The organism is Ruegeria sp. AK4 (assembly GCF_056541025.1).
On sequence record NZ_JBQFXS010000004.1, the window covers coordinates 260,272 to 277,847 of the forward strand.

Here is a 17,576-nt window from a genome sequence, read left to right on the forward strand (position 1 = left end):
TACCACCCAAATCGAATCACCGATATCAGTCTAGACCGATTCGATAGTCGTGCAACTTTGCCCAGTTCTGCGGCACCGGCGGAATATGCCTAGCCAGATTCAGCGGGGGCGGGAAATCGTAATTTCTGACAATAAAACTCAGGTTGACATTGTTGAGTAATTCGCTCAGCTAATGGCGTGCATGAACACCGGGGCTCAGACCCCCATCCAGACAAGAGAGATTTGCGTTCCATGACCAAGCTATTTACCGCCGCCAGCACATTGACCCTGTGCATTGCCACCACTGCCCTGGCTGCCGATGCGCCCGCAAAGTCCGATGTGCTTGAGACCTACGCCAATATCGCCGAAGCCAAGTTCGAAGACAGTCTGATTGCCGCGCAATCCCTGCAGGCCGCCGTCAACGCTCTGATTGCGGACCCGTCCGATGCCACCCTCAACGCCGCCCGCGCCGCCTGGATTGCCGCGCGCGTGCCCTATCAGCAGACCGAGGTTTACCGTTTCGGCAACGCCATCGTCGATGACTGGGAAGGCAAGGTGAACGCATGGCCGCTGGACGAAGGCCTGATCGACTATGTCGATGCCGCCTATGGCGGTGCGACCGATGAAAACGAGTTCGCCGTCCTGAACGTCATTGCCAACCCCAGCTTCGATCTGTCGGGCGAAACCATCGACGCCAGCGAAATCACCCCTGAACTGCTCAGCGAAACCCTGCACGAAGCGGACGGGATCGAGGCCAATGTGGCAACCGGCTATCACGCCATCGAATTCCTGCTGTGGGGTCAGGACATGAACGGCCACGGCGCGGGCGCGGGCAACCGCCCTGCGACCGACTATGCGTCGGGCGACGCCTGCACCGGCGGCCAATGCGACCGTCGCGCGCAGTATCTGAGCGCCGCAACCGACCTGCTGGTCAGCGACCTTGAATGGATGGCCGGGCAGTGGAAACAAGGGGGTGCCGCGCGCGCCGCGCTGACCGAAAACGAGGATGCGGGCGTCAGCGCCATCCTGACCGGCATGGGCTCGTTGTCTTATGGCGAACAGGCCGGCGAGCGGATGCGTCTTGGCCTGATGCTGAACGACCCTGAAGAAGAGCATGATTGCTTCTCGGACAACACCCACAACTCGCATTACTACGACGGGCTGGGCATCCAGAACGTGTATCTGGGCAGCTATACCCGCATCGACGGCACCCCGGTTTCGGGCGCATCGTTGGCGGATCTGGTCATTGCAACCGACCCCGCGCTGGATGCCGAAATGAAGGTGAAGCTGGCCAACACCATGCAGGCTCTGGGCCGTCTGAAATCGACCGCCGAAGCCGGGTTTGCCTATGACCAGATGCTGGAACGCGGCAACGAAGGCGGCGAGTTGCTGATCATGGGCGGCGTCAATGGCCTGATCGACCAGACCAAGACCATCGAGCGCATCGTGACAGCGCTGGAACTGGACCAGATCGAATTCGAAGGCTCTGACAGCCTGGACAACCCGAATGCGGTGTTTCAGTAACATCTGACCCCGGCCAGAGGCATGCGCGACAACATGCCTCTGGCCTTTTTGGTCGGAAACGGTTGCATCCGGAACCGGTTCTGCGGCAAATATCATACTAAATAAGTAAGAAATCCGAAATATGGTCAAACAACCATGATCGTCTGCCACTGCACAAACATCTCGGACCACGAAATTCGCGCCGCGATTGACTGGATGCGGGCATCTGATCCTTATGCCGTCATCACCCCCGGCAAAATCTATCATGCCCTTGGAAAATCGGCGGATTGCGGCGGGTGCATGCCTCTTTTCCTAGACACGATGCGGGGTTCCGATAATCTGGAAGTCCCAATGCAACTCCGTGCATTACGCGGCGGAGTAACACAGGAGAAGTCAGATGAAGGGCGACCCGAAGGTCATCGAATATCTCAACAAATCCCTGCGGCATGAACTGACAGCGGTCAGCCAGTACTGGCTGCACTATCGGTTGCAAGAGGATTGGGGCCTTGGTCACATGGCCAAGAAAAGCCGCGAGGAATCCATCGAAGAGATGGAGCACGCGGATAAGCTGATCGAACGGATCATCTTTCTGGAAGGCCATCCCAATCTGCAGAAACTGGACCCGCTGCGCATTGGCCAGACGCCCAAGGAAACGCTGGAATGTGACCTAGCGGCCGAGATCGACGCCCGGGCGCTGTACAAGGAAGCCCGCGAATATTGCCGCGAGGCGGGCGACTTTGTCTCGATGGGTTTGTTTGAGAAGTTGATGTCCGATGAAGAGGATCATATCGACTTCCTCGAAACGCAGCTCGACCTGTATGAAAGGATCGGCGAAGCCAATTATGTGCAACTCAATGCATCGAAAATGGACGAAGACGACTAGGTTCTTCGCCCTCACGGTGGCCGCTTTTGCGGCCACCCCGTCCCCGTCAGCCGAGCTGCAGGATCTGCACCTGAACTACCCTCCCCGCACCGATGACGAACGCGCCCGTATTGCAGCAGTTACCGCCCCGCCGCAGGATTTCGCCGCACCGCAACCCTTTGAGGAACTGACCGCCGGGGCCGCCACCGTCCGCGCGCGCAATGACGCGGATGCGTTTTCGCAACCGTCCGGCAATCTGAGCTTCGAGCAGGAGCTGGATTTCAAGGTCGGCAACGGATTGTTCAAGAAAATCTGGGTATCGTCCCCGTCTTCGACATTGGCGTCGGACGGTTTGGGCCCGTTGTACAATGCGCGGTCCTGCCAGCGGTGCCATATCAAGGACGGACGCGGCCACACGCCGAACGGGCCGGATGACAACGCCATTTCCATGTTCCTGCGGGTGTCCATCCCCGGTCGGCCCGAGGACGGGCCCGCAGAAATCGCCGATTACATCGCCACCCTGCCCGAGCCCAACTACGGCGGCCAGATGCAGGATTTCGCGCTGGCCGGACATCCGGCGGAATACCGGCTGGGCATCACATACGAAGAACTGACCATTCACCTGTCAGAGGGCGAAACCGCATCCCTGCGCCGCCCGACCTATGAGGCTGCCGATCTGGGCTATGGGCCACTGCACCCGGACGCCATGCTCAGCCCCCGGGTCGCGCCGCAGATGATCGGACTTGGCCTGCTTGAGGCGATTCCGGTCGAGGATTTGCTGGCACGTGCCGACCCCGATGATGCGGATGGTGATGGCATTTCCGGGCGGCCCAACATTGTATGGTCGATTGAATATGGCGAACCGATGATGGGTCGCTTCGGCCATAAGGCCGGCATGCCGACGATCATGGAACAGTCTGCGGCGGCCTTTGCCGGCGACATCGGCATCTCCAGCCCGCTGTATCCGGCACCGCATGGGGATTGCACCGACAATCAGGTCAATTGCGTGAAGGCCCCCCATGGCGACAACGATGTGCGCGCATTCGAGATCGACCAGATCGGCATGGACCTTGTGGCCTTTTACAGCCGCAATCTGGGCGTGCCCGGTCGTCGGGATGTGGGTGACCCACAGGTGCTGCGCGGCAAAGAGGTCTTTCACACCACCGGCTGCGCCGCGTGCCACACACCTTCCCATGTCACCCACCGCATGGAGGATCGGCCCGAGCACAGTTTCCAACTGATCTGGCCTTATACCGACCTGCTGCTGCATGACATGGGCGAGGGTCTGGCCGACAACCGCCCCGAGGCCCGCGCAACCGGTCGGGAATGGCGCACGCCGCCGCTGTGGGGCGTTGGCCTGACCGAGCGTGTCTCGGGCCACACCCAGTTTCTGCATGACGGACGCGCGCGCAACCTGCTCGAGGCGATCCTGTGGCACGGGGGCGAGGCCCAGCCCGCGCGCGATACGGTCGTTTCCATGCCCAAAACCGACCGTGATGCCCTGATCCGATTTCTGGAAAGCCTGTAGCCGATGCGCCCTTTTGCCTTTCTCACCGCTCTTTTCCTGCCACTCGCCGCACAGGCGCAGGATCGCACCGCAATTCTGACGGACGTGACCCAGGCCCATATCCTGCCCCGTTTCGAAAACCTGGCGCAGGCGACCGAAAGCCTGATGACTGCGGCTGAAACCGATTGCACGGCAGGGTCAGATACACTCCGCGCTGCCTATGGCACCGCCTTTGACGCGTGGATTGCCGCCAGCCACCTCAGGTTTGGCCCGACCGAGGCCGAGGACCGCGCCTTTGCCCTGGCTTTCTGGCCCGACACCAAGGGGTTCACGCCGAAAGCCCTGTCACAGCTTATCGCCGCCGAGGATCGGGCGGTCGAAGACCCACAGGCCTTTGCGCAGACCTCAATCGCGGGGCGCGGGTTTTTTGCGCTGGAACGGATGCTGTTCGACCCGGCCTTTGCGGATCTCGGCAGCGCCGCGTATCGCTGCGCGCTGATCGGGGCGATTGCCACCGATGTCGACCACAATGCAGATGACATGCTCTCTGATTGGCACATCTACGCCCCTGCCCTTGTGCAACCGGGCGCAGACAGCCCCTATCGCACACAGGACGAGGCCATGCAGGAACTGTTCAGGGCCCTGTCCACCGGTCTTGAATTTACCGCCGATACACGTCTGGGCCGCCCGTTGGGAACCTTCGACCGCCCCCGCCCGAACCGGGCCGAGGCGCGGCGGTCCGAACGCGCGCTGCGCCATGTGGAATTGTCGCTGATCGCGCTGCGCGATCTGGCCGCGCGGCTATCCGCAGATCACCCGGATATCGCGGCCGATCTGGATGCGGGTTTCGGGCGTGCAATCGACAGCGCCCGGTCCATCGATGATCCGGCTTTGGCCGGGGTCGCCTCCCCGCAAAGTCGCATTCGCATCGAGGCGCTTCAGCAGCAGATCAACGATATCCGCGCGATCACCGCAACCGAACTTGGCCCGACCTTGGGGATCAGCGCGGGCTTCAACTCGCTGGATGGGGACTGACCCATGACCAGCCGCCGCAGTTTTCTGGCGGGTCTTGCCGCCTCATCGCTGGCACCCTTACGGGGCTGGGCATCCGTGGGTGGGCCTGCGTTTCTGGCCGCAGCCCTGTTCCCCGACGGGACATACCGGCTGGCCGGGCTGGACGCGCAGGGGGATATCCTGTTCGCCCTGCCGTTACCCTCGCGCGGACATGCCGCCGCTGCCCATCCGTTCCGGGCGCAAGCCGTCGCCTTTGCCCGCCGCCCAGGCACCTATGCCCTCGTGATCGACTGTGGCAGCGGCACAGAACAGGCACGGCTTCAGGCCCCTTCCGGGCGGCATTTCTACGGCCACGGTACATTCTCGGCGGACGGCTCCCGGTTCTATGCAACCGAAAACAATTATGAGGCTGGACTAGGCCTGATCAGCATCTGGGACGCGGAGAGTTTTGAGCGTTTGGGCGAGTTTGCATCCGGCGGCATCGGTCCCCATGACGTCGGCCTGATGCCCGATGGTCAGACGCTGGTGATCGCCAATGGCGGCATCGAGACCCACCCCGACAGTGGCCGCACCAAGCTGAACCTGCCAACGATGCGCCCGAACCTGAGCTATGTCGATCTGTCCGGCACCGTGCTCGAGCAGGTGGAACTGCCTCACGCGATGCACAAGAATTCGATCCGCCATCTGGCGGTACGCGGTGACGGGTTGGTGGGCTTTGCAATGCAATGGCAGGGCAGCACGGCAGAGCACCCTCCGCTTTTGGGATTGCATTGTCGTGGTGAAGCCCCGACCTTGCTGGCCGCACCCGAGGCAGAACAGAACGTGCTTCAGGGCTATGCTGGCAGTATCGCGTTTTCTGCCGATGGCGAGACAATCGCCATCACCTGCCCGCGCGGCAATGCGCTGCACCGGTTCGATGTGGCCAGCCGCGCGTTCCTGTCCGCCCACGATTTGGAAGATGTCTGCGGCCTCGGCTCGGGCACAAACGGGCTGGTCTTTACCACGGGAACCGGCGTTTTTGGCAGGTTGGACCATGCGCGTACCGAAATCCGAACCCGCGCCGAGTGCCAATGGGACAACCACCTGATCCCGATCCGGCGTCCGGTGTAAAATTCGGATTTCACTGTCACATAGTTTACACTTGGAAGAATCAAACTGCTGCCGTATTGGCGGGCGCGAAACCGGCACCCCAGAGTTAAGGACAGACTTGATTGAAACAGACGCCCGACGCACCGCATTCCATCTACGGGGTTGAGAAATGGGGCAAAGGCCTCATCGAGGTGACAGAGGCGGGCGAGATCGGTCTGCGTAACCCGATGGCGCCGGATACGGCGGCGATCAGCCTGCCCGGCATTCTCAGCGATCTGGACGAACGCGGCATCAAATCGCCGATGGTGCTGCGCGTGACGTCTTATCTGGAACACGAGATCGCGCATCTGAACGAAAGCTTCCTCGATGCCATCGCGCGCACCGGCTACAAAGGCCGTTATCGCGGCGTCTTCCCGATCAAGGTGAACCAGCAGGCGCAGGTCGTGGACCGGATCGTCGAGTTCGGCAAGAAATACAACTATGGGCTCGAGGCCGGGTCCAAGCCCGAACTGGTCGTGGCGCTGGCCCATCGTCTGGCCCCCGAAGCACTGATCGTCTGCAACGGCGTCAAGGATGCCGAGTTCATCCAACTTGCGATCCTGTCCCGCAAGATCGGGTTCAACACGGTCATCGTTCTGGAAAGCCCGAAAGAGGCCGACACGGTGATCGAGGTCTACAAAGAACTGGGCATCGAGCCCCTGATCGGTGTGCGGGTCAAACTGACCAACCAAATCAGCGGCAAATGGGAAGAAAGCTCGGGCGACCGCTCGGCCTTTGGCATGAACACCGATCAGCTGGTGGCCACGGTGGACAAGCTGAAGGCGGCGGGTCTGCTGCATTGCCTGAGGCTGCAGCACTCGCATCTGGGTTCTCAGGTGCAGGACGTCAACGATGTGCGCCGCGCGGTGGGTGAGGCTTGCCGGTACTTCACCGAACTGACCCGCGAAGGCGTGCCGCTGACCCATCTGGACCTCGGCGGCGGCATGGGCGTGGACTATACCGGCGAGAAAAAGGCCGCCGAGAACTCGATCAACTACACGGTCGAGGAATACTGCGCCAACGTCGTCGAGACCGTCGCCTATGCCATGGACGAGGCCGAGATCGCCCATCCCACGCTGGTCACCGAAAGCGGCCGCGCGGTGGTGGCGACATCCTCGATGCTGGTGTTCAACGTGCTGGAAAGCACGCTCTACGATGCGCCCACCGGTCCCGAGGTCGAAGCGGATGACCACCATCTTGTCTCGGACCTCGCGGCGATCAACGGATACCTATCCAGCGACCGACTGCAGGAATGCTGGAACGACGCCACCTTCTACCGCAACGAATTGCGCGCGCTGTTCAGACGCGGCTATGTCGACCTGCGCCAGATGGCCCGCGCCGAACGCATCTACCTGTCGCTGATCGCCCGCCTCAAGGCACTTGCTGCCAGCGATGATCTGGAAACGGATGTGGACGAGCAGCTTGAGAAAGTGGCCGATATCTACCACTGTAACTTCTCGCTGTTCCAATCCCTGCCGGATGTCTGGGCCATCGACCAGTTACACCCGATCGTACCCTTGCAGGGCCTGAACACGGCGCCTGACCGCCGCGCCGTTCTGTCCGACATCACCTGCGACAGCGACGGCAAGATCGACCGCTTCATTCTGGCCGATGGCGTCTCGCCCAGCCTGCCGGTGCATTCGCTGCCCGAGGACACCGAATATTTCATGGGCGTCTTCTTCGTCGGCGCCTATCAGGAAACACTGGGCGACCTGCACAACCTGTTCGGCGATACAAATGTCGTCACTATCGACCTGCGCGCCGATGGCGGCTTTGACCTGCTGCACGAGCAAGAGGGCGACACGATCAGCCAGGTTCTGTCTTATGTCGAGTTTGACCCGCAAGACTGCGTCGCCGCCTTCCGCAAAATGGTGGACGAGGCGATCTCGACCGGTACTCTGCAAGCCAAGGACCGCAAAACCCTGATGGGCGCCTATCGCGACTCGATCAACGGCTACACCTATTACGAATAAAAAGGAGACACACCATGAGCAAAACACTGGTTGTCGGCGCAGGCGGCGTATCCCACGCCGCCGTGCACAAGATGGCGATGAATTCGGAAATCTTCACCGAAATCACTCTGGCCAGCCGTACGAAATCGAAATGCGACGCCATCGCCAAAGCGGTGAAAGAGCGTGTGGGCGTCGATATCAAAACCGCCGAACTCGACGCCTACAAGGTCGAAGACACGGTCAAGCTGATCAAGGAAACCGGGGCCGAAATCCTCGTGAACCTCGCCCTGCCCTATCAGGATCTGGTGCTGATGGATGCGTGTCTTGAGGCCGGTATCCACTACCTCGACACCGCGAACTATGAGCCCGAGGATGAGGCCAAGTTCGAATACCACTGGCAATGGGCCTATCAGGAACGGTTCAAAGAGGCTGGCCTTACTGCCATCCTCGGCTCGGGCTTCGATCCGGGTGTGACATCCGTCTTTGCCAAATGGCTGAAGAAACACAAGCTGGACACGATCCGCCAGATCGACGTGCTGGACGCCAATGGCGGCAGCAACGATCAGGAATTCGCCACCAACTTCAACCCCGAGATCAACCTGCGCGAAGTACTGGCCGAGGTGCGCCATTGGGAAGGCGGCGAATGGAAACACTCCCCCGCTATGACCCACAAGGTCGAGTTCGACTTCCCCGCCATCGGCCCCAAGAACATGTACCTGATGTATCATGAGGAACTGGAATCGCTCTCAACCCATTTCCCCGAGATCGAGCGCGCCCGCTTCTGGATGACCTTCGGCGATGCCTACATCACCCACGCCAAAGTGCTGGAAAATGTCGGCATGACCCGCATCGACCCGGTGATGCATGACGGCAAGGAAATCATCCCGATCCAGTTCCTGAAAACCCTGCTGCCCGATCCCGGCGATCTGGGCGCGGAAACCAAGGGCAAAGCTTGCATCGGCGATATCGCCACGGGTCAAGCCAAGGACGGTTCTGGCGAGAAGACCTATTACATCTACAACATCTGCGACCACGAGGAATGCTATGCCGAGGTCGGCAGCCAGGCCGTCAGCTACACAACCGGCGTCCCCGCGATGATCGGCGCGGCGCAGGTGCTGAAAGGCAACTGGACCGAGCCCGGTGTGTGGAACATGGAACAGCTCGACCCGGACGACTTCATGGACATGCTGAACACCCATGGCCTGCCATGGCAGGTCCACGAACTCGACGGCTCCGTCGAATTCTGATCCGCAGCTTCATCTGGCTATAAATATCCCGGGGGTCCGGGGGCAGCGCCCCCGGCCTCTCCACTTAAGGAGACGCCGGTTATGTCCGACATGATGACCACACAGGCCGGAGATGCCGGAGCCTTCCGCAAGTTCGACTTCAGCCGCGTTCCCACCCCCTGCTTCGTGGTCGACGAGAAGGCCGTCGAACGCAACCTGTCCATCCTCACTGACATCGGCACCCGGTCCGGTGCCCATGTGCTCAGCGCGCTCAAGGCGTTTTCGATGTTCTCGCTGGCCCCTCTGGTGCGCCAACACCTCGGCGGCACCTGCGCATCCGGCATCTATGAGGCGCGTCTGGGCCGCGAGGAATATGGCGGTGAGGTCGCGACCTTCTGCGCCGGATACAAAGACGCCGATATCGACGAAATCCTGTCCCTGTCCGACCACATCATCTTCAACTCGCCCGCGCAAAAGGACCGGTTTCTGGCCAAGGCCCAGGCCGCCAAAGTGCAGGTCGGCCTGCGCATCAACCCGGAACATTCCGAGGGCGAGATCCCCAAATACGACCCCTGCGCCCCTTGCTCGCGGCTGGGCACACCTGTAAGCCAACTGACGGAAGACACGCTACACGGCGTGGACGGACTACATATGCATACGCTCTGCGAACAGGGGTTCGAGCCCTTGCAACGCACGTGGGCCGCCGTCGAACCGAAGCTCAAGCCGTTCCTGAACAAACTCAAATGGCTCAACTTCGGCGGCGGGCACCATATCACCCGCGATGACTATGACCGCGAGGGGCTGGTCGCCTTCATCAAATCCATCCGCGCCGAACACAATGTCGATATCTATCTCGAACCCGGCGAGGCCGTGGCGCTGGACGCAGGGATTCTGGTCGGAGAAATCCTCGACCTGCCGACCAATGACATGAACCTTGCGATCACCGATATCTCGGCCACCTGCCACATGCCCGACGTGATCGAAGCCCCCTACCGCCCCGCCCTGATGGACGAGGCCGAGGCGGGCCATACCTACCGTCTGGGCGGCCCCTCCTGTCTGGCCGGTGACGTGATCGGCGATTACACGTGGGACAAACCGCTGGAAATCGGGCAGCGCTTTGCCTTCCTCGATCAGGCGCATTATTCGATGGTCAAGACCAACACGTTCAACGGCGTGCCCCTGCCCGCCATCGCCCTGTGGAACAGCGAAACGGACGAACTGAAGATCATCAGACAGTTCGGCTACGACGACTTCAAGGACCGCCTCTCATGAGCATTTTCCTCAACAGCGAACTGACCGCGTTTGAACGCACCGAAAACGCCCGGTTCCGCGTGATCCCGGTGCCGCTGGAGCGCACCGTGTCTTACGGCTCTGGCACCGCCAAAGGCCCCGAGGCCATTATCGAAGCCAGCAACGAGTTGGAACGGATCATCGGCCATGCCGAACCCTGCGTTGAAGGCATCCACACGGAACCTCCTTTGGACTGCGACGCCGCGCTGCCCGAGATCATGGAACGTCTCGCCCAACGCACCGAGGCAGCCGTGAAGGCGGGCAAGGTGCCGGTGACGCTGGGCGGCGAACACTCGCTCAGCTACGGCGCGGTGATGGGCGTGGCCCGCGCACTGAACCAGCCCGTCGGCATCGTGCAGATCGACGCCCACGCCGACCTGCGCAACGCCTATCAGGGCGAAAAACACTCCCACGCCTCGGTCATGCATCTGCTGGCCGAAGAGGGCATCCGTCTGGCCCAATTCGGCGTCCGTGCCTTTTCCACCGAAGAGGCCAAGAGCCGCCTGAAAAACCACGTCTTCCACGTGGATGCCGAGGAACTGGTCACAGGCAATATTCACGCCGTCGACCTGCCCGAGGATTTTCCGGAACTGGTCTATGTCAGCTTCGATGTGGACGGGCTAGACCCGTCACAGATGCCCGCCACCGGCACACCGGTCCCCGGCGGGCTTGGCTATTATCAGGCTTTGAGGCTGGTGGAACACGCGCTGAAACACCGCAAGTGCGTGGGCTTTGACGTGGTGGAACTGGCCCCGGACGGCAATGCAGCGTGGGATTTCACCGCCGCCCAGATCGTCTATCGCCTAATGGCGGCCTGTTAACCCTCGGCTGTTTCGTTCAACTCCATATGCCCCTCGCCCTTGTTCAGGACGCGGCGCAGCATGGGCTCGAAGAACTCCAACGGCTTGGTCGGATAGTCCGGGTCGAACGCCTTTTGATCGTATTCATGGCAGAAATAGCGGCAGTCCTCCCAATAGGGGCTGTCGCGGTACTTGTCGCGGGCGTTGCGGTCGCCGCCAAGGTGGTGGTTGTAGTAGTAGCCCTGGAACACGCAGTGGTGCTTGAGAATCCAATGGGTTTTCTCGCTGACATAGGGCTTCATCATCGCCGCTGACAACTCGCCGTGATTGTAGGGCGACAGGATATCGCCGGTGTCGTGGATCAGCGCTGCGACGACCAGTTCCTCATCCGCACCATCCTCATAGGCGCGGGTCGCGGCCTGCAGGCTGTGCTGGTAGCGGTTCACCGGATAGGGCGTCCAGTCCTCATCCAGCGAGCGGATCGCGTCCAGAATCCGGTCTGGCAGGGCGGCATTGTACGCCTCTTCATACTCCATCACCGCGTCCCAGTCAGCTTTGGTGGCCTCTTCAAAACTGGTCCAGGTCGGCTTGTGGCTTTTGTCCAGCATGGCTGCGTCCTTTGGTCTGGTTCCCGCAATCAGGATACCGCAAATAGCTAAATCAAAAAAATGAATTGATTTTATCAGGTCGATCAAAAAATACTTTCGACATGCAAATCAAAGCCCTTGAAACCTTTCTCTGCGTTGCTGATACGGGCGGGTTCCACGCCGCCGCGCGGAAGCTCAACGTCACCCAAACCGCCGTCAGCGCCCGCATTCGGCTGATCGAGGACGAGACCGGCAAGCAATTGTTCACCCGCGGGGCCGGCGGAACGGCGCTGACCGAGTTCGGGCGGCAGTTCAAACCCTATGCGGAACAGATGCTGTCGCTGTGGTCCTTTGCCTCGACCGACCTGCCTGCGCAGACGCAAGACCGCCTCGCCCTGCGGCTGGGCGCGCAGCTTAGCATCTGGGACCCGCTGCTGGTCGATCTTGCGGTGCGCTTCGAGCAGCAATTCGGCAAGCTGCTGCTGACGCTGAACTATGACCACGACCTGAACATGACCGAGGCCGTGGCGACCCATGTTCTGGACGCCGCCCTGACCCACGAAAAACCGTCCGACCGCCGGGTGATCTGTCATGAGCTTGCCCCGGAACGCCTGTCGCTTGTCGGAACGCCCGATGGCGGCACCGCAGAAGACGCCCCGCTGTTTGTCAATCTGGAGCTTGGCGACGTCTATCAGGATCACGTGCGCTCGACGGCGCGGCGGGCGGCAGGACAGACGATCTTTCTGGGCAATTGCATGATGGCGTTGCGCTATGTGCTGAAACGTGGCGGATGCGGGTATTTTCCGGATTACGTCATCGCCAGCCATCTGGCTGAGGGCAGTCTGATGCGTCTGGACGGCGCGCGGGATCTGATGCTGCCGCTGTATCTGGTGGTGCGAAAGGACAGCGAGGAGTTTGCCAACATCCTGACCTGCCTGACCCAGTTGCGCGGGTGAGTCAGGCCGACGATACGGCCTCGGCCCGCCGCCTTGCTGGCAACAGCGGGCGCCCGGCGACCACCAGAAACAAGCAGGATATCAGAACGCCCATGACCGCCGGAAGATACAAAAGCCCCCACAGCCTGGGATCGCCAATCACGACAGGCGACACAAACCCCCGCACACCTTCCAGCAGCACAAGAATTGTGAACGCCGCCAATATCTGCGGCCACAGCCCGAACCGCGAAAAGCTGCCCAGCATCAGGGTCGAGTACCCTGCCAAAGCGACGGCGATGCAGATGGCGATCCAGGAAAACCTTTGATGCAGTTCTTCGACCAGCTGCCCCTCGCTATGCCCGTCCGCCGCGGCGACGGCGGCGCGGTCCTGAAGCAATTCCAGCGTCGGTATCGCCTCAAGACTGCGGCGGCCCATGCTGGTGGTATTGGTCAGTTCCGAAATGTCGTACGAGGCGTCCTGAAACAGGGTCGACGACAGGGTTCTGCCCTGTTTGTCCAGCCGCAGGGCAATTCCGTCCACCATCACCAGATGGATGCCGGTGTCGTTGTTGACCAGATAGGCCGTCGCGCTGGAATAACTGACGGCATTTTCCGTATCGCGCCGGTCCGAAACAAAGACCTCGTGCAAGGTACCATCCAGCTCGATCCGCCCGATATAGACGGTCACGCCCTCGACCGGATGCAGGAATTCGCCCTCGTTCAAAAGCTGCGCCGTCACATCGCCTGCGACCTCGGCCTGCCGTACCTCAAGCTGTTCTACCGAGGCCGGGCGCAGAAACACACTGATGATGGCCATCATCAGACCGGTCACCACACCGAACAGCACGATGGCCCGCGCCAGACGCCACGGGCTGGACCCGGTGGCCAGCATCACGGTCAACTCGCTTTCGCGGCTCAGGCGGTTGGTGGCGTAAACGGCAGCTGCAAACACCGCCATCGGCATGACGGTGCGCACCAGCGTCGGCAGGGTCAGGGCGGTAAATTCCAGAAATACCATCGCGGACTGCCCGCCGCTGATCACGCGATCAAACAGGCTGACCGAGCGGGTGATCCAGAACACCCCGACAAGGACCAGGGTGAAAAAGCCGAACAGAATCAGCAATTGCCGCAGGAAATATCCATCAAAGCGCGACATGAGGCTCCGTCCCTGTGATCCGTTCGCGCCGACAGTAATCCATTCGTCTGGCCGTGGAAACCGCGATTGGTCGGCGGCAGGCGTTTTCCATTGACGATTGCGGGATCCCGGCTCAGTCCGGCAGCAAATGAATGGTCAGATAACACAACAGTTGAAACCCGCCCTGCACCATATGGTTCTCCTCAAGGTCAAAATTCATCACCGTCTGATCCGCCAGAAAGAACGCAAGCCACAGGCCGAGCGAAACGATAAAGGCGATATCGACCCGGCGAAGCCATTTGTCTTTCTGCCTATAAGGCGTAATGGCGGCAAAGACGAACAGAAGCGTGGACAACAAGGCCCACAGAATAATTCCGACAAACAGGATGACATTGACCGCTGTGGTCGAGCCGAACTGTTCCAACGTCTTGACCAAGAACGGGTAATTTTGGCCGTCAAACCAGGGGGTCGATGTCAGGCCCAGCAATTCCAGCCCGCCGATGAAGTCCGTCAGAAAGGCAAAGACCCACCAGAAGAGCCAGAAGATCACCAGCCCCTGTTTGAATAAAATCCGCATTGTTCGCCCTCCGCCCCTGTCAAAATTCATTGAAACCAATGACCACAGGATACGCGGTTAAGTCGGGAAAGCGAAATGCGGGCCCGGACCAGCGCGGCTTGCTGAAAAAAGGTTAACCCGCAGGCCATGCGGGGTTCAGCACCAATCTCGATATCTGCCTTGAACCCAGCCAGTCACGAAAACAGGAGGATACCGGGATGGCCTATGCAGATACAAATACCGAAAACGGTTACTTATCGCGCTTCTTCTCAACGGCGAAAAGAAGGGCGCGGCGCGAGAAAACGGCGGAATACAAAAGAAAGCAGCGCGAGGTAGACATGATGTCGGACAAAGTGCTGGCAAAGCTTGGCCACAGCCGATCCGACATGCAGGAAGTTCTGTACCGGCACTACTTTCAGGGCTGAGATTTTGCACCGGGGCCGGCCCCACAGGGGCTGGCCGGCTGCCAATGCGTGCGCAATCCGAAAGATGTACGGGAAACCCCCAATATCGCAGAGGCGAATCCGCTGCTATCCATCGGGCAACGGACCACTTTACACAATCCGTAACCCCCTAAGATGAGGGGCTGGCCGAGACCCCCTCACCCAGCCCCTCACCCCACCCATCACATTCAGAGGCGATGCGACAGGCGGTAACGTTGCTGGCAGCTGTGTTGCGCCAATCCACCGCGATTCCGGGCCGGTGTACACTCGCTATTTCTGAGGGGGGTGCGGCCTCTGGGGCCGATGATATCCTGTGCGGATCGGCGGCCTGTTGAACGCAGGCCGGGTCAAACCGGAATCAGATGAACCAAGGCGCTTTTGGGGCAATGTATCCGGCCACGACGCAATAGCTTCGCAAATAGAGAATTATTAACAGAAGGTTAACGAAACGTTTCCCCTGCATTCAACTGGATTGTTGCAAACTAGCAGACAGTCGTATGGGTGATGGTCTCGCGATCATCGCTGCACGAACGGGAGAGGACGATAAAATGCTGGACTATTTTCTGAATTTCTCAGTGGCATCGACCGCAATCCTGATCGGGTTCCTTGCAACCTTTATTGTCGCCTGACGGAAAGGACACGGAAACCTGTGCACGAGCCATCGACTGCGAACACGGCCGTTCTGAATGCAAACCGCTTGCAGCGGAACGAGGCCGAATATGTCGCTGCCATGTGGGCCGCCTGCGCCCTGGCGGCCTTGTGTCAAAAAAGGTCAGAACATTTCGAGGATTATGCATGCGCCTGGGCAGGCAAGCTGAGCCCCAGCGCCTTACGGTAGGCGCGGCTTGCATGCCGAACTTGAAACCGGGTGTCTGATTTGATTTTCCCATAAAAACCAGACGGTTCATCCTGCGAACCGGTTCAACTAGAAAGGGGCTGGCGCCCATACCCCCCCTCGGCCAGCCCCTTATTTTTTCTAACGGATCAATGCCATCACGCCGACCGGATGAGATCGGCGGCCTTTTCGGCAATCGCCATTGTCGGCGCGTTGGTGTTGCCCGAAATCAGGTTCGGCATGATCGAGGCATCGACCACGCGCAACCCCTCGATCCCGCGCACACGCAGTTGCGGATCGACCACGGCCATCTCATCCACGCCCATTTTACACGATCCCACCGGGTGATAGATCGTATCTGCCCGGGCACGTATGTGCTTTTCCCAGTCAGCGTCCGTTTTGACGGCAACGGTGCCGTGCATCTCGGACAGTTCGTAATCGACCAGCGGCGGGGCCTTCATAATCTCGCGGGTGATCTTCACGCCCTTGATCAAGGTCTCAAGATCGCGCGGATCGCTCAGGAAACCGGGATCGATCCCCGGCATCGCAAAGGGATCGGCGCTGTGCAGGAACACGCGCCCCCGGCTGTCGGGGCGCAGCTTGCATATGTGGCAACTATAGCCGTGCCCCCAATAGAGCTTGCGCAAATGGTCCTCGACGATGGTCATCATGAAATGCAGTTGAATATCCGGGCGGTCCAGATCCGAGGAGGTTTTCAGGAAAGCACCGGCTTCGGCCACGGGCGAGGCCGCCATCGACTTGCCATCCCGGCCCCAGCGCCAGAAGTGGCGCATCAGGTTCAACCCGCCCCAGGCGCTAAGGCCCAGATTGTCCCGGTATGTACTGCGGAAGGACAGCGAGAAGTCCAGATGGTCCTGCAGGTTCCGGCCCACGCCCGGCAGGTCCTGCACCACGTCGATGCCCAGTCGCGCCAGATCCTCGCCGCTGCCGATGCCCGAAAGCTGCAGGATTTGCGGTGATTTCAGCGCGCCCGCGCTCAGCAGCACCTCGCGCCGGGCCTTGACCTGAACATCCCTGCCCTTGTGCTGGTACAGCACGCCGGTCGCCCGCTTGCCCTCGGTCAGTATGCGTTTCACCAAGGCGCGGGTGATCACCGTCAAGTTCGGACGCGCCATCACCGGGAACAGATAGGCTGCAGCAGCCGAGCAGCGCTCGCCATTCTTGTTCCGGTCGTGGAACTGCGTCACCTGATAGAGGCCCACGCCCTCCTGATCGCCGCGATTGAAATCGTCGGTGCGGCGGTGTTGCAGGCGGGTGGCGGCCTCGACAAAGGCATGGGATATTTCGCGCGGGTCCTGCTGGTCCGACACCTGCAGCGGGCCATCAGCGCCATGGTCGGCATCGCCACCGCGCTGGTTGTTTTCGGACTTTTTGAAATAGGGCAGCAGGCTGCCCCAATCCCAGCCCTCATTGCCCAGATTGGCCCAATCGTCGTAATCCTGCCGCTGACCGCGCACATAGAGCGCGGCATTGATCGCGCTGGACCCGCCCAGCGCCTTGCCGCGCGGCTGATAGATCGTGCGCCCGTTCAGGCCCGGCTGCGGCACAGACACCATGCACCAGTTGTTGATCTGAACCGGCCTGTTCTGGATCATAAGAGCCCCGCCCAGCATCATGCGAACAAGCAGCCCGTTGCCGCCGCCGCCCGCTTCCAGCAGGCAGACACTGACATTGGGGGCTTCGGTCAGACGGCGCGCCAGCACACAGCCAGCCGAGCCGCCCCCAACGATCACATAGTCGAAAATCATTTGGTCCCTTCCACAGCGGATACCGTGCCGGGGCTTTGTCTCTGCTTCAATCGTG

Annotated in this window: 17 protein-coding genes; 13 read left to right on the plus strand and 4 right to left on the minus strand. The window is 60.6% G+C overall.

Annotated elements, in window-relative coordinates:
- The first annotated feature begins 231 nt into the window (after positions 1–231).
- The 10 genes from ACR0EZ_RS10225 to speB all read left to right on the plus strand — a co-directional run bounded on the left by ACR0EZ_RS10225 (position 232) and on the right by speB (position 11,282).
- Positions 232–1,503 carry an imelysin family protein gene (locus ACR0EZ_RS10225; protein ID WP_480612654.1) on the plus strand — a complete coding sequence of 424 codons (1,272 nt, stop codon included), beginning with the start codon at positions 232–234 and terminating at the stop codon, positions 1,501–1,503.
- A gap of 135 nt (positions 1,504–1,638) precedes the next feature.
- The gene (locus ACR0EZ_RS10230) at positions 1,639–1,932 is read left to right on the plus strand and encodes a (2Fe-2S)-binding protein (protein WP_480612656.1); all 294 of its coding nucleotides are present in this window, start codon (positions 1,639–1,641) and stop codon (positions 1,930–1,932) included.
- Positions 1,880–2,365 carry a bacterioferritin gene (gene bfr / locus ACR0EZ_RS10235; RefSeq protein ID WP_480612658.1) on the plus strand — a complete coding sequence of 162 codons (486 nt, stop codon included), beginning with the start codon at positions 1,880–1,882 and terminating at the stop codon, positions 2,363–2,365. The genes ACR0EZ_RS10230 and bfr overlap by 53 nt, the downstream gene beginning before the upstream one ends.
- Positions 2,337–3,872, plus strand: a complete 1,536-nt coding sequence (locus tag ACR0EZ_RS10240) for a di-heme oxidoreductase family protein (protein WP_480612660.1) — start codon at positions 2,337–2,339, stop codon at positions 3,870–3,872. Before bfr ends, ACR0EZ_RS10240 begins: the two co-directional genes overlap by 29 nt.
- Before the next feature lie 3 nt (positions 3,873–3,875).
- A complete protein-coding gene (locus ACR0EZ_RS10245) occupies positions 3,876–4,886 on the plus strand; it encodes an imelysin family protein (RefSeq protein WP_480612662.1) in 1,011 nt (336 codons plus the stop codon).
- 3 nt (positions 4,887–4,889) lie between these two features.
- Positions 4,890–5,975, plus strand: coding sequence for a DUF1513 domain-containing protein (locus ACR0EZ_RS10250; protein WP_480612664.1), 1,086 nt, complete (start codon positions 4,890–4,892; stop codon positions 5,973–5,975).
- Positions 5,976–6,076: 101 nt separating this feature from the next.
- Positions 6,077–7,966, plus strand: coding sequence for a biosynthetic arginine decarboxylase (gene speA / locus ACR0EZ_RS10255; RefSeq protein WP_480612666.1), 1,890 nt, complete (start codon positions 6,077–6,079; stop codon positions 7,964–7,966).
- Between the two features lie 14 nt (positions 7,967–7,980).
- Complete coding sequence (locus ACR0EZ_RS10260) at positions 7,981–9,192, plus strand: saccharopine dehydrogenase family protein (protein ID WP_480612668.1); 1,212 nt, start codon at positions 7,981–7,983, stop codon at positions 9,190–9,192.
- 81 nt (positions 9,193–9,273) lie between these two features.
- A complete protein-coding gene (gene nspC / locus ACR0EZ_RS10265; protein ID WP_480612670.1) occupies positions 9,274–10,443 on the plus strand; it encodes a carboxynorspermidine decarboxylase in 1,170 nt (389 codons plus the stop codon).
- Positions 10,440–11,282 (plus strand): agmatinase, encoded by an 843-nt coding sequence (speB, locus tag ACR0EZ_RS10270; RefSeq protein WP_480612672.1) that lies wholly within the window; start codon positions 10,440–10,442, stop codon positions 11,280–11,282. The genes nspC and speB overlap by 4 nt, the downstream gene beginning before the upstream one ends.
- Here speB and ACR0EZ_RS10275 read toward each other — a convergent pair.
- Positions 11,279–11,869: an HD domain-containing protein gene (locus tag ACR0EZ_RS10275; RefSeq protein ID WP_480612674.1), complete on the minus strand. Its 591-nt coding sequence runs from the start codon at positions 11,867–11,869 to the stop codon at positions 11,279–11,281. The two genes, speB and ACR0EZ_RS10275, sit on opposite strands and share 4 nt — an antisense overlap.
- 101 nt (positions 11,870–11,970) lie before the next feature.
- On the opposite strand from ACR0EZ_RS10275, the gene ACR0EZ_RS10280 reads away from it, so the two are divergent.
- On the plus strand, positions 11,971–12,804 hold the full coding sequence (locus ACR0EZ_RS10280; RefSeq protein WP_480612676.1) for a LysR family transcriptional regulator: 834 nt from the start codon (positions 11,971–11,973) through the stop codon (positions 12,802–12,804).
- 1 nt (position 12,805) lies between these two features.
- Here the strand turns inward: ACR0EZ_RS10280 and lptF are convergent, their stop codons facing one another.
- Together lptF and ACR0EZ_RS10290 are read right to left on the minus strand one after the other, a co-directional pair.
- A complete protein-coding gene (gene lptF, locus ACR0EZ_RS10285; RefSeq protein WP_480612678.1) occupies positions 12,806–13,939 on the minus strand; it encodes an LPS export ABC transporter permease LptF in 1,134 nt (377 codons plus the stop codon).
- Positions 13,940–14,051: 112 nt separating this feature from the next.
- Complete coding sequence (locus tag ACR0EZ_RS10290; protein WP_480612680.1) at positions 14,052–14,495, minus strand: hypothetical protein; 444 nt, start codon at positions 14,493–14,495, stop codon at positions 14,052–14,054.
- A 197-nt stretch (positions 14,496–14,692) separates the two neighbouring features.
- Between ACR0EZ_RS10290 and ACR0EZ_RS10295 the strand changes: the two genes are divergently transcribed.
- Together ACR0EZ_RS10295 and ACR0EZ_RS10300 are read left to right on the plus strand one after the other, a co-directional pair.
- Positions 14,693–14,899 (plus strand): hypothetical protein, encoded by a 207-nt coding sequence (locus ACR0EZ_RS10295; RefSeq protein ID WP_480612682.1) that lies wholly within the window; start codon positions 14,693–14,695, stop codon positions 14,897–14,899.
- 515 nt (positions 14,900–15,414) lie between these two features.
- On the plus strand, positions 15,415–15,546 hold the full coding sequence (locus ACR0EZ_RS10300; RefSeq protein ID WP_480612684.1) for a hypothetical protein: 132 nt from the start codon (positions 15,415–15,417) through the stop codon (positions 15,544–15,546).
- A 364-nt stretch (positions 15,547–15,910) separates the two neighbouring features.
- Here ACR0EZ_RS10300 and ACR0EZ_RS10305 read toward each other — a convergent pair whose 3' ends face one another.
- Positions 15,911–17,521 carry a GMC family oxidoreductase gene (locus ACR0EZ_RS10305; protein WP_480612685.1) on the minus strand — a complete coding sequence of 537 codons (1,611 nt, stop codon included), beginning with the start codon at positions 17,519–17,521 and terminating at the stop codon, positions 15,911–15,913.
- Positions 17,522–17,576 lie beyond the last annotated feature (55 nt).

Excerpts from the sequence above, each read along its gene's own strand:
- ACR0EZ_RS10225 (WP_480612654.1), top strand. The coding sequence starts at position 232 with ATGACCAAGCTATTTACCGCCGCCAGCACATTGACCCTGTGCATTGCC.
- ACR0EZ_RS10300 (WP_480612684.1), top strand. The coding sequence starts at position 15,415 with ATGGGTGATGGTCTCGCGATCATCGCTGCACGAACGGGAGAGGACGAT.
- ACR0EZ_RS10290 (WP_480612680.1), bottom strand. The coding sequence starts at position 14,495 with ATGCGGATTTTATTCAAACAGGGGCTGGTGATCTTCTGGCTCTTCTGG.
- ACR0EZ_RS10260 (WP_480612668.1), top strand. The coding sequence starts at position 7,981 with ATGAGCAAAACACTGGTTGTCGGCGCAGGCGGCGTATCCCACGCCGCC.
- ACR0EZ_RS10275 (WP_480612674.1), bottom strand. The coding sequence starts at position 11,869 with ATGCTGGACAAAAGCCACAAGCCGACCTGGACCAGTTTTGAAGAGGCC.
- ACR0EZ_RS10305 (WP_480612685.1), bottom strand. The coding sequence starts at position 17,521 with ATGATTTTCGACTATGTGATCGTTGGGGGCGGCTCGGCTGGCTGTGTG.
- nspC (WP_480612670.1), top strand. The coding sequence starts at position 9,274 with ATGTCCGACATGATGACCACACAGGCCGGAGATGCCGGAGCCTTCCGC.
- ACR0EZ_RS10230 (WP_480612656.1), top strand. The coding sequence starts at position 1,639 with ATGATCGTCTGCCACTGCACAAACATCTCGGACCACGAAATTCGCGCC.
- bfr (WP_480612658.1), top strand. The coding sequence starts at position 1,880 with ATGAAGGGCGACCCGAAGGTCATCGAATATCTCAACAAATCCCTGCGG.
- ACR0EZ_RS10250 (WP_480612664.1), top strand. The coding sequence starts at position 4,890 with ATGACCAGCCGCCGCAGTTTTCTGGCGGGTCTTGCCGCCTCATCGCTG.
- speB (WP_480612672.1), top strand. The coding sequence starts at position 10,440 with ATGAGCATTTTCCTCAACAGCGAACTGACCGCGTTTGAACGCACCGAA.
- ACR0EZ_RS10245 (WP_480612662.1), top strand. The coding sequence starts at position 3,876 with ATGCGCCCTTTTGCCTTTCTCACCGCTCTTTTCCTGCCACTCGCCGCA.
- ACR0EZ_RS10280 (WP_480612676.1), top strand. The coding sequence starts at position 11,971 with ATGCAAATCAAAGCCCTTGAAACCTTTCTCTGCGTTGCTGATACGGGC.
- ACR0EZ_RS10240 (WP_480612660.1), top strand. The coding sequence starts at position 2,337 with ATGCATCGAAAATGGACGAAGACGACTAGGTTCTTCGCCCTCACGGTG.
- lptF (WP_480612678.1), bottom strand. The coding sequence starts at position 13,939 with ATGTCGCGCTTTGATGGATATTTCCTGCGGCAATTGCTGATTCTGTTC.
- ACR0EZ_RS10295 (WP_480612682.1), top strand. The coding sequence starts at position 14,693 with ATGGCCTATGCAGATACAAATACCGAAAACGGTTACTTATCGCGCTTC.